The sequence below is a fragment of the Stenotrophomonas sp. 8(2023) genome, assembly GCF_030345295.1.
Taxonomy (GTDB): domain Bacteria; phylum Pseudomonadota; class Gammaproteobacteria; order Xanthomonadales; family Xanthomonadaceae; genus Stenotrophomonas; species Stenotrophomonas muris.
The window spans coordinates 3,215,458-3,231,049 of sequence record NZ_CP128404.1; the positions used below are offsets into that span (position 1 = coordinate 3,215,458).

General features: G+C 67.2%; 13 protein-coding genes and 1 tRNA gene. 5 read left to right on the plus strand and 9 right to left on the minus strand.

The window, feature by feature from the left end; all coding sequences use genetic code 11:
• Nucleotides 1-74 precede the first annotated feature (74 nt).
• The 4 genes from QP609_RS15080 to QP609_RS15095 all read left to right on the plus strand — a co-directional run bounded on the left by QP609_RS15080 (nt 75) and on the right by QP609_RS15095 (nt 6,263).
• Nucleotides 75-812 carry an SIMPL domain-containing protein gene (locus QP609_RS15080; RefSeq protein ID WP_197621665.1) on the plus strand — a complete coding sequence of 246 codons (738 nt, stop codon included), beginning with the start codon at nt 75-77 and terminating at the stop codon, nt 810-812.
• Between the two features lie 218 nt (nt 813-1,030).
• Entirely contained in the window at nt 1,031-1,681 is a 651-nt protein-coding gene (locus QP609_RS15085) for an energy transducer TonB (RefSeq protein WP_014647940.1), read from the plus strand.
• Between the two features lie 197 nt (nt 1,682-1,878).
• Complete coding sequence (locus tag QP609_RS15090) at nt 1,879-4,674, plus strand: TonB-dependent receptor (protein WP_014647941.1); 2,796 nt, start codon at nt 1,879-1,881, stop codon at nt 4,672-4,674.
• A gap of 167 nt (nt 4,675-4,841) precedes the next feature.
• Complete coding sequence (locus tag QP609_RS15095; RefSeq protein ID WP_041864242.1) at nt 4,842-6,263, plus strand: basic amino acid/polyamine antiporter; 1,422 nt, start codon at nt 4,842-4,844, stop codon at nt 6,261-6,263.
• A 49-nt stretch (nt 6,264-6,312) separates the two neighbouring features.
• Here QP609_RS15095 and QP609_RS15100 read toward each other — a convergent pair whose 3' ends face one another.
• From QP609_RS15100 to QP609_RS15140, 9 genes are all read right to left on the minus strand, one after another.
• A complete protein-coding gene (locus QP609_RS15100; RefSeq protein WP_289213803.1) occupies nt 6,313-7,353 on the minus strand; it encodes an alpha/beta hydrolase in 1,041 nt (346 codons plus the stop codon).
• Between the two features lie 2 nt (nt 7,354-7,355).
• Nucleotides 7,356-7,432: transfer RNA gene (locus QP609_RS15105), tRNA-Asn, on the minus strand.
• A 22-nt stretch (nt 7,433-7,454) separates the two neighbouring features.
• Nucleotides 7,455-7,925, minus strand: coding sequence for a 23S rRNA (pseudouridine(1915)-N(3))-methyltransferase RlmH (gene rlmH, locus QP609_RS15110; RefSeq protein WP_014647944.1), 471 nt, complete (start codon nt 7,923-7,925; stop codon nt 7,455-7,457).
• Between the two features lie 66 nt (nt 7,926-7,991).
• Nucleotides 7,992-8,402: a ribosome silencing factor gene (gene rsfS, locus QP609_RS15115; RefSeq protein WP_005418109.1), complete on the minus strand. Its 411-nt coding sequence runs from the start codon at nt 8,400-8,402 to the stop codon at nt 7,992-7,994.
• 58 nt (nt 8,403-8,460) lie between these two features.
• Nucleotides 8,461-9,126 (minus strand): nicotinate-nucleotide adenylyltransferase, encoded by a 666-nt coding sequence (gene nadD, locus QP609_RS15120; protein WP_014647945.1) that lies wholly within the window; start codon nt 9,124-9,126, stop codon nt 8,461-8,463.
• Between the two features lie 3 nt (nt 9,127-9,129).
• Entirely contained in the window at nt 9,130-10,167 is a 1,038-nt protein-coding gene (holA, locus tag QP609_RS15125) for a DNA polymerase III subunit delta (RefSeq protein WP_032961944.1), read from the minus strand.
• Nucleotides 10,168-10,179: 12 nt separating this feature from the next.
• On the minus strand, nt 10,180-10,755 hold the full coding sequence (gene lptE / locus QP609_RS15130; protein WP_032961942.1) for an LPS assembly lipoprotein LptE: 576 nt from the start codon (nt 10,753-10,755) through the stop codon (nt 10,180-10,182).
• A gap of 137 nt (nt 10,756-10,892) precedes the next feature.
• Complete coding sequence (leuS, locus tag QP609_RS15135; protein ID WP_197621675.1) at nt 10,893-13,658, minus strand: leucine--tRNA ligase; 2,766 nt, start codon at nt 13,656-13,658, stop codon at nt 10,893-10,895.
• Nucleotides 13,659-13,763: 105 nt separating this feature from the next.
• Complete coding sequence (locus QP609_RS15140) at nt 13,764-14,363, minus strand: DUF998 domain-containing protein (protein WP_046431876.1); 600 nt, start codon at nt 14,361-14,363, stop codon at nt 13,764-13,766.
• Between the two features lie 323 nt (nt 14,364-14,686).
• Here QP609_RS15140 and trxA point away from each other — a divergent pair, with 323 nt between their 5' ends.
• On the plus strand, nt 14,687-15,544 hold the full coding sequence (gene trxA / locus QP609_RS15145) for a thioredoxin (RefSeq protein ID WP_197621676.1): 858 nt from the start codon (nt 14,687-14,689) through the stop codon (nt 15,542-15,544).
• Nucleotides 15,545-15,592 lie beyond the last annotated feature (48 nt).

The window sequence follows — 15,592 nt, forward strand, 5'->3', positions numbered from 1 at the left end:
GCGTACAACCCCGTACAGGCTCACAGCGCGTTCATCGCTACGACACCACCCTCACCGCACAACAAGGAGATCCCATGCGCCTGACCGCCACCCCGCTGCTGCTCGCCCTGTCCCTCGCCCTTGGAGCCTCGATGACTGCCCATGCTGCTCCTTCGTCGCCCTCGATCGCCGCCGCGGCCGAAGGCACCCTGCTGAACATTTCGGCCAACGCCGAGGCCACCCGCGTGCCGGACGTCGCCACCCTGTCGGCCGGCGTGGTCACCCAGGCCGCCGACGGCAACAGCGCCATGCGCCAGAACGCCCAGCAGATGGACAAGGTGTTGGCCGCGATCAAGGCCGCCGGCATCGCCGAGCGCGACGTGCAGACCAGCGGCGTCAGCCTCAACCCGCAGTACCGCTATGCCGACAACGAGGCGCCGAAGATCACCGGCTACCAGGCCAGCAACACGGTCAGCCTGAAGGTCCGTGACATCGCCAAGCTCGGCAAGGTGCTCGATGCGCTGGCCGCTCAGGGCGCCAACCAGATCAACGGTCCGCAGTTTGAGATCGACCAGCCCGAACCGGTCTATGACGAAGCCCGCCTGGCCGCGCTGAAGAAGGCCCAGGCCCGCGCCCAGACCTATGCCAAGTCGCTGGGCCTGCAGGTGCGCCGCATCGTCAGCATCTCCGAGAACAGCAGCGGCGGTTTCCGCCCGATGCAGATGATGCGCACCATGGCGGCCGGTGCGGCGATGGACAAGGCCACCCCGGTCGCACCGGGCGAATCGACCCTCTCGGTCAACCTGGACGTGGTGTTCGAACTGGGCCGCTGATCGCGGCCGCCACGGTCGACGACACAGGCGGGTCCCGCAGGGGGCCCGCCTTTTTCGTGCCCCCGCCGACACTGGCTGAAGGCCAGCCCAACGATCATGCCCCTGCCTCTAGGCAGTAGCCGTCATGCCGCGCTACTGATGGACTGCCAGCCGCGTGCGGCAACCCCGCCACGGGCCCTGGTGCGTTGAGGACTTCGTCACTGGCATGGAGGTGGATCATGGTTCGTACGTACCCCGTTGCATCCCTGCATTTCGACCCCGCCCGGGTGGCCGCCTGGAGCGCGGCGATCGCTCTGCACCTGCTGGCCTTCCTGTTGCTGCTCATCCCTGCGACCTACCAGGCCGTGCAGGTCCCGCGTGAAAAGACGCCGGTCCGGCTGATCGAGAAGATCCCGCCACCGCCAACGCCGCCGGTTCCGGTCCCGCCCAAGGAGATCGTCCAGGTGGTGCCGAAACCGCGAACGCAGCCGGTGGTACCGCCACTGCCGGCGCCCACCGCGACCGTGGAGGAGACCCAGGGCATCGCGCTGCCGGCCGCCGAACCGGCTCCGCCGCAGCTGGCGCCCAGCATCGACACGTCCACCCCTCTGGCCGGCGCCCAGCTGCAGTACCGCAGCGCCCCGCCGCCGACCTACCCCATCCAGTCCCTGCGCAACCACGAACAGGGAACAGTGCTGTTGCGGGTGGAAGTGGACAGCCATGGCCAACCGGTCGCGGTCAGCGTCGAGCGCAGCAGCGGCTCGCGCAACCTGGACCAGGCCGCCCGCCAGCAGGTGCTCCGGCACTGGCGCTTCGAGCCTGCCCAGCGTGACGGCGTGGCAGTTCCGGCCATCGGCCTGGTACCGGTACAGTTCTCGCTGCCCGACTGAGCCCCACCACCGGCCCGGCCTCGCGCCGGGCCGGTCCCTGCCGCTGCCCGGGAAATGCGGACAGGCCAGGGACCAAGCGTTACCGATTAAGCAAAATTTCACGACTTCGTCACCTGCAGGAAACCTAGATTGGCGCGTCCCGGTATCGATCCGGCGACAGCCCTCAACGCTACGGTTTTCCAGTTAGGAGAGAAGCTGTGAAACACCCGATCCAACGGCCCGCCAGCCGCCGCCGCAGCACCCTGGCATCGTCCATCACCCACATCCTCACCGGCGGCGCCCTGCTGCTGGCCGGCGCCGTCGCTTCCTCCTCCGCCTTCGCGCAGGAAAAGGCCACCAACCTCGACCGCATCACGGTCACCGGCTCCAACATCCCGCGCACCAACACCGAGACACCGTCGCCGGTGCAGGTGGTGACCCGCCAGGAAATCGACCGCACCGGCAAGACCTCGCTGGCCGAGTACCTGCAGACCATCACCGCCGATGGCGCCGGCTCGATTCCCAAGACCTTCGGCAACGGTTTCGCCGGCGGTGGTGCCGGCATCTCGCTGCGCGGCCTGGGCGCCGGCTCGACGCTGGTACTGTTGAACGGCCGCCGCATGGCCACCTATGGCCTGGCCGATGACGGACAGAAGGTCTTCACCGACCTCAGCACCATTCCGCTCGATGCCGTCGAGCGCGTGGAAGTCCTGAAGGACGGCGCTTCGGCGATCTACGGCTCCGATGCCATCGCCGGCGTGGTCAACATCATCCTGCGCAGCGACTTCCAGGGCGCCATCCTGCGTGGCTCCTACGGCCTGTCCGGTGACAGCGATGGCGACGCCCGGAAGGCAACCCTGACCGCCGGTACCGGCGACCTGGCCACCGATGGCTGGAACGCCTTCTTCAGCCTGGACGTTGGCAAGACCGACGCGATCAAGATCAGCGACCGCAAGAACCGCAAGTGGATCGGTACCGGTGACACCCGCCCGTGGGGCTATGACAAGACCGCCCAGTTCCTCGGCGGTGCCTACACCCGTGGTGGCACCTCCGGCGGTTCCGGCCCGAACGGCTCCTACCTCGACGCCACCGGCCATCTGGTGCCGCTGCCGGGTTGCGCCGGCCTGACCACCATCGGTGGGCAGACCCCGGCCAGCATCGCCGCCGATGGCTGCCTGTGGGATCCGGCGCAGCAGTACCGCGACCTGATTCCGGAAGAGAAGTACGTCAACGTGTTCGGTCGCGCCAGCTTCGCCTTCGGTGAAGGCGGCGAGATCTACACCGAGATCGGCTACTCGAAGAAGGAAACCATCTTCAGCAACACCCCGTCCGGCGTGTCGGGCGGCTGGGGCTATCCGGGCGGCCCGGTCAATGCCAACAGTGGCCCCGGTGCCACCGTGCTGGGCCCGAACCATCCCGACAACCCGACCCCGGGCACGGCGCGCCGCGTGCGTTACTCGGCCTGGGATGTCGGCCCGCGCGTGACCGACAACACCAATGAGTTCAACCGCTTCCTGGTCGGCATCAAGGGCAACTGGGGCGACTGGAGCTACGACACTGCCTACCTGCACTCGGGCACCGACCTGACCAACAAGCGCACCGGCTTCCTGCGCTACAGCGCCGTCCAGTGTGCACTGGGCAATGCCAACTGCGCCGGTGGCGTGTGGCGTATCGGTGATGATGCCGGCAAGAACTCGCAGGCGCTGTACGACTACATCTCGCCCACGATCAGCGCCCGCGCCAAGTCCAGCCTGGACATGTTCGACTTCACCGTCTCGCGCAGCCTGATGGACCTGAAGGGTGGTCCGCTGGGCCTGGCGATCGGTACCGAGTGGCGCAAGACCAGCAACAGCCTGACCCCGCAGACCTACACCGACCAGGGCGACATCATCGGCCTGGGCTACTCGGCCTATGACGGCACCCAGAACGTCTACGCCGGCTACGTCGAACTGTCGGCACCGGTGCTGGAACAGCTGGAACTGTCCGGCGCCCTGCGTTACGACAAGTACGAAAGCGGCGAAGGCAAGGCTACGCCGAAGCTGGGCGTGAAGTGGACCCCGGCCGACTGGATCGCCCTGCGCGCCAGCTACGCCGAAGGTTTCCGCGCGCCGAACCCGGCCGAGAACGGTGACGGTGGCCTGGCCGCCTTCTCCACTGCGGTCGACCCGGTGCGTTGCCAGATCAGCGGCGGCGCTGCCAGCGAATGTGGCGCCAATTCGGTGGCGATCATCACCAAGCCGAACAAGCTGCTGAAGCCGGAAGAGTCCAAGAGCTACTCGGTCGGCATCGTGCTGCAGCCGACTTCGACCACCTCGATGACCGTCGATGCCTGGCAGATCAAGCGTACCAACGAGATCGTGCAGGGCAGCACGGCGGCGGCGATCCTGGCCGGCAACGTGCTGCGCGACAGCAACAATCTCAATGGCGTGGCCAACAGCGGCACCATCCTGGCGGTCAACACCGGCTACGTGAATGCCAGCTCGTCGCGCGTGCGCGGTATCGATACCGATATCCGCCAGACCTTCGAGATCGGCCCGGGCCAGCTGGAGCTGGACCTGCAGTGGAGCCACATCCTGAAGTTCGAGCGCACCGAAGGCGGCGACACGGTTGATTACGTGGGTACCCACGGCAACTGCGACGTCACCAACTGCATCGGTACGCCGAAGGACAAGGTCAACTTCGGCACCACCTGGAAGCAGGGCCCGTGGAGCGTCAGCGGCATCGTCAACTACATCAGCAAGATGGACAACATCGACAGCCGTGGTGGCAGCTACCTGGCCTTCTACGCTGACGGTACGCCGGTGAAGAAGATCTCTTCGTTCACCACGATGGACCTGTCCGGTCGCTGGAGCATCAACGACTCGTTCGAACTCAACGCCTCGGTGGCCAACGTGTTCGACCGCATCGCCCCGCTCGATCCGACCACCTACGGCGCGGTGAACTACAACCCGATGCACTTCTCCGGTGCGCTGGGCCGTTACTACACCGTCGGTTTCAAGTACACGTTCAAGTAAGACCGGTTGCAGCGTCACCTTCGAAGGCCCGGGCCGTTGCCCGGGCCTTCGTCGTTTTCACGCGGGCCGGTTCCTGCAGGCTGGCGCTTGCCCGCTGGCTCTTGCGGACATGTTCACGAGGACATGGCTACCGTATGCTCGCGGCATCCGCGCCGCAGGGGATCTCCATGGCCGCGACATCGCAACGGCTGGGCCTGCCCGCGTTGACTGCACTGGTAGTCGGCTCGATGGTCGGCGCCGGCATCTTTTCACTGCCGCAGAACGTCGCGCGCAGCGCCGGCCCGGCCGCCGCCTTGATCGGCTGGGCGGTCAGTGGCGCCGGCATGCTGATGCTGGCCTTCGTGTTCCAGGCCCTGGCCAATCGTCGCCCCGACCTGGATACCGGCATCTACGCCTATGCGCGTGAAGGCTTCGGCAACTACATCGGCTTCTCCGCGGCGTGGGGCTACTGGGTGGCGTCGGTGCTCGGCAACGCCAGCTTCTTCGTACTGATCTTCAGTGGCCTCGGCCACTTCGTGCCGGTCCTCGGTGAAGGCAATACACCCGCCGCCGTAGCCGCTTCATCACTGCTGCTGTGGACCGTGCACCTGCTGGTGCTGCGCGGCCTGCGCACGGCCGCCATCGTCAACGGCCTGGTGACGGTGGCCAAGCTGCTGCCGATCGCGTTGTTCCTGATCCTGGCGGCGGGCGCGTTCCGCATGGACGTGTTCCGTGCCGATTTCCTCGGTACGCCCGCACTCGGCGACCTCGGCCAGCAGTTGCGCGGCATGATGCTGGTGACCGTGTGGGTGTTCATCGGCATCGAAGGGGCCAGCATCTATTCGCGGCGTGCCGCGCGCCGTGCCGACGTCGGCCGTGCCACGGTGATCGGTTTCCTCGGGGTCTGGCTGCTGCTGGTACTGGTCAGCCTGCTGTCGATGGGCGTGCTGTCGCAGGCCGAGCTTGCCGGGCTGCCCAACCCGTCGATGGCCTACGTGCTGCGCGCCATCGTCGGCGAATGGGGCGCGACGGTGATCATCATCGGTTCGATCGTCTCCGTGCTCGGCGCATTGCTGGCCTGGGTGCTGCTGTGCGCCGAAGTGCTGTATGCCGCCGCCGGTGATGGCACCATGCCGGCCTTCCTCGGCCGCGAGAACGCGCGTGGCGTGCCGGCCAATGCACTGTGGTTGAGCAATGGCCTGATCCAGTTGTTCCTGCTGATGGTGCTGGTCAGTTCGGGCAGCTACACCGGGCTGGTGCTGCTCGCTGCGTCGATGAGCCTGGTGCCCTACTTCCTGTCCACCGCGTTCGGCGTGCAGCTGGCCTGGCGCGGGCAGGCCTACGCCGGCGAACCAGGCGTGCGCTGGCGCGATTTCGGGGTCGCACTGCTGGCCAGCGCCTATGCGCTGTGGCTGGTGTATGCCGGCGGCCTGGACAACCTGCTGCTGTCGGTACTGCTGTACGTGCCCGGCGTGGTGTTGTTCGCTTTGACCCGGCGCCAGCGCGGCGAGCGGGTATTCACGCGCTGGGAGTGGGTACTGTTCGGCGCGATCCTGGCGGTGGCGATCGCCACGCTGGTGGCCTTCTGCAGAGGTGAGCTGGCACTGTAGAGCCGAGCCCACGCTCGGCTTCACACAGGCAGCCGAGCATGGCTCGGCTCTACAACTGGCGTTCCGCCAGCATGCCGATATCCTGCATCCAGCGCTCGGCCAGCTGCGGCCACGCCGCGACCGGTGCATCCTTCATGCGCAGCCCGAATGCGTGGCCGCCGCGTGCGAACAGGTGCATTTCCACCGGCGCGCCCGCGTCCGCCAGGGCACGGTAATAGGCCAGCGATTCACGCACGTCATCGGTGCGATCGTCGGTGGCCTGCGCGATGAACGTCGGCGGCACCTTGTCATCCACGGTGATGTCCCTGACCAGCGACAATCCCTTCCCGTGCCCTGCCCACAGGTGCCCGGAATACATCACCATCGCGAAATCGGGACGGCTGGGTTGCTCATCCGCAGCATCGACCGGCGCGTAGCTGCGCAGCGCGTGCGTGCTCAGTCCCGCCACCACGTGACCACCGGCGGAAAAGCCGATCGCCCCGATCCGCTTGGGATTGATTGACCAGCGCTCGGCCTGTGCGCGCAGCAGGCCCATTGCACGCTGTGCATCCTGCAGGGCCATCGGCACTTTCGGAATGTCGCGGCAGTTGCACTCGGGGTCCCAGTTCGGGCCAGAGGCTGGCACCCGGTACTTCAGCAATGCACAGGTGATGCCCTGTGCGGTCAGCCAGCCGCAGATCTCGCTGCCTTCCAGGTCCATCGCCAGCACCCGATAGCCTCCGCCAGGCACCACCATCACTGCGGTGCCGGTGGCCGGTCCCTTCGGTGGAAACACGATGAGGGTCGGCGCAGCGACGTTCTGCAGCATCATCCAGTGTTCGCCACTGGCTTCGGAGATCACTTCGCTGACCTGCTCGGGCCCCTTCAACTTCGGCGGCGCGATCACCGTGCCCTGCGGCCACAACGGAAGCTCGGTGGTGCCCTGTGGCGGATGCCAGGTGGAAGGCGCGGCCTTCGTTGTGGCGAACGGCACCATCGCCAGCAGCAGGAAGCTCGAGGACAGCAGCACGCGCATGATCGGCATCCATGGTTGCAGCAGCAGAGTGTAGCGACAAAAAAAAACCTGCATCTTGCGATGCAGGTTTCTCAAGGTGGCGCCCGAAGTTGGACTCGAACCAACGACCCCCTGATTAACAGTCAAGTGCTCTAACCGGCTGAGCTATTCGGGCAGACGACTAGTATAACCACTCTTCACGCGCGATGGTAGGGGTGATTGGCAATCATTGCGGCGGCCCGATACAGCTGCTCGGCCACCACCAGGCGCACCAGCATGTGCGGCAGCGTCAGCGGTCCGATCGACCACTTCTCATCGGCCAGCGCGGACACCTCCGGCGAATGCCCTTCCGGGCCACCAATCAGGAACGCCAGGTCGCGGCCCTGCCCGCGCCAATGCTCCAGGCGCTGTGCCAGCTGTTCGGAACTCAGCTGTCGTCCTGGCACATCCAGTGCCACCACATAGGCGTTCTTCGGCAGCGCAGCGATGACCCGCTTGCCTTCCTCTTCAGTGGCGCGGCGCGGATCACGTCCCTTGCCGCGCAAGCCGGGCTCGATTTCCACCAGCTCGAACGGCAGCCAGTGCGACAGCCGCTTCTGGTACTCGGCGAAGCCCTGCGCGACCCAGCTGGGCGCGCGTTCACCGGTGGCGATCAGGCGGGCTTTCATCTACACGGTCCTCCAAAACGTCGACGGCGCCATCGGCGCCGTCGAAGGGATGCATCAACGTGCGGCTCAGGCCACTTCGTCGTCGCTGGACGGCGGCTGGTCGCCAACGGTCCACAGGCGCTCGAGGGCGTAGAACTCACGCACGCGCGGCAGCATCACGTGGACGATCACGTCGCCCAGATCGACCAGCACCCACTCGGCTTCGCGCTCGCCTTCAACACCCAGCGGCATCACGTCGATGTTCTTGGCGAAGCGCACGACTTCATCGGCGATCGACTTGACGTGGCGGGTCGAGGTGCCCGAAACGACGATCATGTAGTCGGCAACGCTGGACCGGCCGCGCACGTCGATCTCGACCAGGTCCTTGGCCTTCAGGTCTTCGGTGGCTTGGCGGACGCTGGCCAGCAGTTCCGGCACGGACGGCGGCGGGCTGGGCAGATCGACCTTGATGGTCTGGGGCTGGGTCTGGTTGCTCAAAGTGGATCGACTCGATAAACGTGGGGGCGATTATACGGGGATGGCACGGCGGCGCCATTCACGCTGTGGCCGGGCGGTACAGCCCGTGTGCAGCGACGTAGTCCGCGACGGCCGGCGGCAGCAGGGCGCGCCAGGGGCCACCGGCGGCGATCTGCGAGCGCACGGCGCTGGCCGATTCCTCGCGCAGCGGGTGGTGCAGGCGCAGGATGCGCCCGGCCGGGCTGGCGAACAGGGCCTGTTCGTTGTCGGCCCAGCGCCCCTGCAGGGCACGCCCCAGTTCACCGTCGATCGACGCCTGCAGCGGGCTGCCCGGCCGCTCGGCCACCACGAAGTGGGCCAGCCCGAACAGGGCCTCCCATTCGTGCCAGCCGGACAGGCCCAGCAGGCTGTCGGCGCCCACCAGCCAGGCCAGGGGCCGGCTTGGGCCCAGCTCGCCACGCAGCTCGCGCAGGGTATCGACGGTGTAGGACGGACGACCGGGATAGCGCGTGGCACGGTCCAGTTCACGACGGTCCAGCAGCAGGCCCGGCTCGTCGCCGATGGCCAGCGACAACATGGTGCAGCGCTGCTCGGCGGTGGCGCCGGGCACCGCACGGTGCGGCGGATCGCCTGCCGGCAACATGCGCACGGCCACCTGCAGTTCGTCCCGCGCGGCTCGCGCGATTGCCAGATGCCCCAGGTGCACCGGATCGAAGGTGCCCCCGTAATAGATCCGCAGGCTCATCGCTCAGGCCCGCGCCAGCAGGCGCACGGCACGCGGTTCGGCCACGGCCACCAGCAGGCGCTCCAGCGCCAGCCAGGCATCGCCGTCGGCCCGCCCCTTGGCGATGCGGTCGACCAGCCCGGCTTCGGCCACGAAGCGTTCCCAGCGCTTGCCTTCCGGGTGCCGCTGCAGCGCGCGCTTGTAGGGCGCCTGCCGTGATTCCCAGATGCCACGCGATTTCATTTCGGCGGCCAGGTTGCCGCCACGGGCCTGCACACGGGCCAGGCCGGCACCGGCCAGCAGTTCTCGGATCACGATCGGCATCAGTGCGGCCACCGCTTCGCCTTCGCCGCGCAGGCCAGCCAGCATGCGCAGTACGGCCGGCGGCTGGCCGGAGAACGTCGCCTCCACCAGCCGGAACACGTCGTAGCGGGCAGCGTCAGCCACCAGCGATTCCATCCGCTCCACATCCAGCGGCTGGCCATCGGCCAACAGCGCCAGCTTGTCGATTTCCTGGGCGGCGGCCAGCAGGTTGCCCTCCACCCGCTCGGCCAGGCGCTGCACGGCGGCCGGGTCGGCACGCAGGCCCTTGCCGCGCAGGCGGCGCTCGATCCAGTCCGGCAGTTCGTGCGGCTTGATCGCCCAGGCCACCGACAGCACGCCGATGCGGCTGACCGCCTCGGCCCACTTGCCCTGATGGGCCTTGCTCCATTCATTGGCGGTGATCATCAGCACCACGTCCGGCGCCGGATTGGCGCAGAACTGGCTGATCACTTCGGCGCCGTCCTTGCCGGGCTTGCCGCTGGGCAGGCGCACCTCGACCAGGCGGCGGGCGCTGAACAGGCTGGGCGCATTGAAGCTGGCGTCGAGCTGGTTCCAGTCGAAATCCCGCCCGTCGGCGTCGAACACTTCGCGTTCGCCGATGCCGGAGGCGCGCGCGCGCGCGCGGACGGCATCTGCCGCCTCCAGCACGCGCAGGGTTTCCGGGCCTGCGATCAGGTACACCGGCGCCAACGGGGTGTCAGCGCCCTGGCTGGCCAGCTGCTCCGGACGCAGTTCCATCGTCGCTGCCGCTCAGTGCTTGACGTCGGCGGCCGGCACCGCACCCTCGATCGGCTTGGCCTTCGGCGCGGACAGGCTGCCGCCCTTCTCGATCTCGGCGCGGACCACGCTGTCGATACGGCGGATGATCGAGGCGGACATTTCCCGGCGCAGCTCCGTGGCCAGGATTTCGCGTTCGGTGGTGGTACCGGTGGCGTCGGTCGGCGGCGACACATAGTCGCGCGACAGTTCGATCACCTGCTGCGGCACCAGTTCGCTGCCATCCTCGCGACGGAAGATGAAGATCACCGCGTAGCGCAGGCTGTATTCCTGTGCGCGGCCCTGCGAGTCGATGGCGATCGGCAGGTCACCCCAGCGCTCGGACAGCACCTGCAGCTGGGCGTTGGGTCCCTTGCTGTCCTCATCGGCCAGCTTGGCACCGGAGGCCAGCAGGCTGCGGTTGAGCAGCTTGACCAGTTCACTGTACGGGGCGGTGGAGACCACCTTCACCGGGGCAGTGTCGGTCGGCAGCATCAGCTTGTTGCGCAGATGGAAACCGCAGCCGGCGAGGCCGAGGACAAGAACGAGGGCAAGCAGGATTCGGGTCATGGAGACAGTCTGGCGGAGCCGGGCGATCACGGCAACACACAGCGTGCCCGAAGCCGCGTGAATGCAGGGCCATCAGGCGCCCGGCCCTGCTCATGGAATGGCACCGGCCACCGCGCGGGTGACCGGTGCCGGGGACATCAGGCAGCGACGATGTTCACGATCTTGCCCGGGACGATGATGATCTTGCGCACCGTCAGGCCTTCCATGAACCTGGCCGCGTTGGGCTCGGCCAGGGCCAGCGCCTCGACCTGCTCGCGCGCGGCATCGGCCGCCACCTCGATGGTGCCACGCAGCTTGCCGTTGACCTGCACCGCCAGGGTCAGCGCATCGCGCACCAGCGCGCTGCTGTCGGCCTGCGGGAACGGCTGGTCTTCCAGCAGCGTCTCGCCATGACCCAGCACCTGCCACAGGGCGTGGCTGGCATGCGGGGTGATCGGGTTGAGCAGCAGCACGATCGCCTGCAGCGCTTCCTGGCGCACCGCGCGGCCCTGCTCGCTGCCATCCTCGAACTTGGCCAGCGCGTTCATCAGCTCCATCACCGCAGCGATCGCGGTATTGAAGCTGTGGCGGCGGCCATAGTCGTCACCGACCTTGCCGATGGTTTCATGGGTCTTGCGGCGCAGCGCCTTCTGGTTGGCATCCAGCGCCGCGATATCCAGTGCCGGGGCGGCACCGTCGGCAGCGTGCTTCTGCACCTGGGCCCAGAGGCGGCGCAGGAAGCGGGCCATGCCGTCCACGCCGGCTTCGTTCCACTCCAGCGACTGTTCCGGCGGTGCGGCGAACATCGAGAACAGGCGCACGGTATCGGCGCCGTACTTGCCGACCATCGCCTGCGGGTCCACGCCGTTGTTCTTCGACTTGGACATCTTCTCGGTACCACCGACCACCACCGGCTGGCCGTCGGCGATCAGGGTGGCGCCGGTGATGCGGCCGCGCTCGTCGCGCTGCACTTCCACGTCGGCCGGGTTGATCCAGTCCTTCGAGCCGTCCGGGTTCGGGCGGTAATAGGTTTCGGCGATCACCATGCCCTGGCACAGCAGGTTGCGCGCCGGTTCGTTGCTGTCCACCATCCGCGCGTCGCGCAGCAGCTTGTGGTAGAAGCGGAAATACATCAGGTGCAGGATCGCGTGCTCGATGCCACCGATGTACTGGTCCACCGGCAGCCAGTAGTTGCCGCGCTTGTCGACCGCATCACGGGCACCCGGCGAGGTGTAGCGGGCGTAGTACCAGCTCGACTCCATGAAGGTGTCGAAGGTGTCGGTCTCGCGCTCGGCCGCGCCGCCGCAATCCGGGCAGGTGGTCTTGCGCCATTCCGGATCGGTCTTGATCGGCGAGCCGGTACCGGCGAAGGCCACGTCTTCCGGCAGCACCACCGGCAGCTGCTCTTCCGGCACCGGCACCGCGCCGCACTTGGCGCAGTAGATCACCGGAATCGGGCAACCCCAGTAGCGCTGGCGGCTCACGCCCCAGTCGCGCAGGCGGTAGTTGACGCGGCGCTGACCCTGGGCCTTGCGCTCGAAACGTTCGGCCAGGGCTTCAAAGGCGCCCTGGAAGTCCAGGCCGTCGAACTCGGCCGAATTCACCAGCTGCCCATCCTTTTCCAGATACGGCAGCCGGAGATGCTCCGCGAATGCGGCGATTTCATCCTGCAGCTGGCTTGAATCAACCATGGATTGCGCTGCCGACAGTGCCGCGTTGATATCGTCAAGATCTGCGGGGTAATCGGGGCAACCCACCCAAGCGCTTTTCAATCTAGCCTTGATCTGTGCCCAGCTCTCAACCCAGGCGGCCGGAGCCACGACATACTTGATGCGGCTGTTAGTGACGCCAATGGCGAACTCATGATCCCGCTGATCATGTGCCGGAACCGCCATCACTGCACCGGTCCCGTACCCCATCAGCACAAAATTCGCGACCCAAATTGAAATCGGGTCGCCGGTTACAGGGTGAATTGCCTTCAGCCCAGTGTTGACGCCTCTTTTCGCCTGAGTCTCCAACTCCGCCTCAGACACGCCACCCTGCTTCAGGTCGGCCAGCATCGCCGCCAGCTCCGGGTTGTTCTTCGCCGCATGCAGCGCCAGCGGGTGCTCGGCGGCGATCGACACGAAGGTCACGCCCATCACCGTGTCCGGGCGGGTGGTGAACACGCGCAGCGGGTCCAGCGCGCTGCCATCGACATCGCGCACATCGAACTGGATCTCCAGGCCCTCGGAACGGCCGATCCAGTTGCGCTGCATGGTCTTGACCGATTCCGGCCAGCCGTCCAGCTCGTCCAGGCCGTCCAGCAGTTCCTGGGCGTAGTCGGTGATGCGCAGGAACCATTGCGGGATCTCGCGCTTCTCCACCAGCGCACCGGAGCGCCAGCCGCGGCCGTCGATGACCTGCTCGTTGGCCAGCACGGTCTGGTCGACCGGGTCCCAGTTCACCACCGCGTTGCGGCGGTAGGCCAGGCCCTTGCGCATCAGGCGGGTGAACATGCGCTGCTCGTGGACGTAATAGTCCGGACGGCAGGTGGCGAACTCGCGCGACCAGTCGATGGCATAGCCCAGCGACTTCAGCTGGCTGCGCATGTGGTCGATGTTCTTGTAGGTCCACGCCGCCGGCGCGGTCTTGTTCTTGATCGCAGCGTTTTCCGCCGGCAGGCCGAACGCGTCCCAGCCCATCGGCTGCAGCACGTTGTGGCCGGTCATGCGCTTGTAGCGGCTGATCACGTCGCCGATCGTGTAATTGCGCACGTGGCCCATGTGCAGCGCACCGGACGGGTACGGAAGCATCGACAGGCAGTAGTACTTCGGCTTGTCCGAAGTCTCGTCGACCTCGAAGGCACGGGTGGCGTCCCAGTACTGCTGGGCGGCGGATTCAACCTGCTGCGGGTCGTAGGCGTTGGTTTCAGCGCTGGTCATGGAACACGCGGATGCGGCGGCAAAGCGGTACAGCGTACCGCAGTGCGGCAAATGGCTCCAATCCTGCCTGCCGGACGCCGGCGCCGCGGCGCTCGGGGAGGCGTCTCAGCGCGGACGCGACAGCGGCAGGGCCGCCGCCAGCCAGACCAGCCAGCAGGCGAACGCGAGCCGTTGTGCCATCGGCGCCGGCAGTGTGCCCTGCAGGGCGAACGCCGCCAGCGCGGCCAGCACGCCGCAGCCCAGGGCCACTGCGCCCGAGGCCCGGCCATGCGCCTGGCGCAGATGGGACACGCCCAGCAGCACGGTGCCGGCGACGAAACCCAGCACCCAGATCATCCAGGCGCTGGCATGCAGCTGGCTGGCGGGCCCATGCAGGTCATCCACGTCCAGTGGCAGCAGCCCCATCGCGGCAAAGGCCAGACCGGCCAGCAGCAGCATCTGGCTGCCGACCCGTGGCGCCCAACCAGCAGTGGCCGGCAGACTGCGGCGCAGGCGTTCAGCCACCGCCACCGCCAGCACGCCGGGCAGCACGAAACCCAGCAGATTGAAGGCCAGCGCATGCGGTACACCGCGCGCACCCAGCAGCGCCACCGGGTGGCGAGCCTGGGCATAGCCGTCCAGGCCGGCACCGAAGCCGGCCACGGCCAGGACGAATACGACTGCCGCAAGCAGCCCCAACCAACGATCAAGCCGGACCACGGACATTGCGCGCAATCACCCGGAAAGGAATGGACCACGGCATTGTCGCGGCAGCGGCGCGATGCGCCAAGCGCGGCGCATTCCAGAGCACTTCAATATCTGCCTGCTGCGCCTACCGTGATGCTCGAGGCATGGCAGTTCCGCCCTGTCGCAAGCGCGCCTCCCCATCGAAGCCTGTCGCCTCCGGCTAGTGGGTGATCCACACGCTGCACTGCGCCCCTGCCGGCCCGCCAGCACCACTCGAGGGCGTACTCCGTGATGGCAGGGTTGAGACCGACATCGATCGTCACCATAGAATCGGTCTCCAGATGCCAAGCGATGCCTCCCCCATGACCGAGACGACCTACGTATTCGACGCCACCACTGCGACCTTCGAGGCCGAAGTCCTGCAGAAGTCGCTGCAGACGCCGGTGCTGGTCGACTTCTGGGCCACCTGGTGCGGGCCGTGCAAGACCCTGGGCCCGATGCTGGAAAAGCTGGCTGCCGAGTACAACGGCGCTTTCGAGCTGGCCAAGGTCGATGTCGACAAGGAACAGCAGATCGCGGCGGCCTTCCAGATCCGCTCGGTGCCCACCGTGTTCCTGGTCAAGGGCGGCCAGCTGGTGGACGGCTTCCCCGGCGCCATTCCGGAAGGCCAGCTGCGTGAATTCCTGGCCCAGCACGGCATCGTGCCGGCCGATGTCGGCGATGCCGCCCCTGAGGATGACGCCCCGCTGGACCCGCAGGCGCAGGTCGACGTACTGCGCGCGCAGATCGCCGCCGAGCCGGACAAGGATGAGCTGAAGCTCGACCTGGCCCTGGCCCTGCTGCAGATCGGCGGCGTGGACGAGGCCGGTACCCTGATCGACGGCCTGCCGGCCAATCTGGCCACCGACGACCGCGCCGTGCGCGCCCGTGCCCGCCTGGCCTTCGCCGCTGCGCTGAAGGATGCCCCGGCGGCCGAGGTGCTGGAGGCCCGCATCGCCGCTGATGGCAAGGATCTCAAGGCCCGCCACCTGCGCGGCGTGCAGCTGCTGCTGGGCGGGCATGACGAGGCCGCCCTGGCGCAGTTCCTGGAAATGCTGCGGATCGACCGTGGATTCGAGGAGGGCCTGCCACGCAAAGCCTTGATCGACGCCTTCAATGTGATCTCCAACGAGGACCTGGTGGGCCAGTACCGCCGCAGGATGGCGTCGCTGCTGTTCTGAACGGAAGCCCGCTCCGTTCAGAATCCCTGCACTGAACGCGGGCAATAA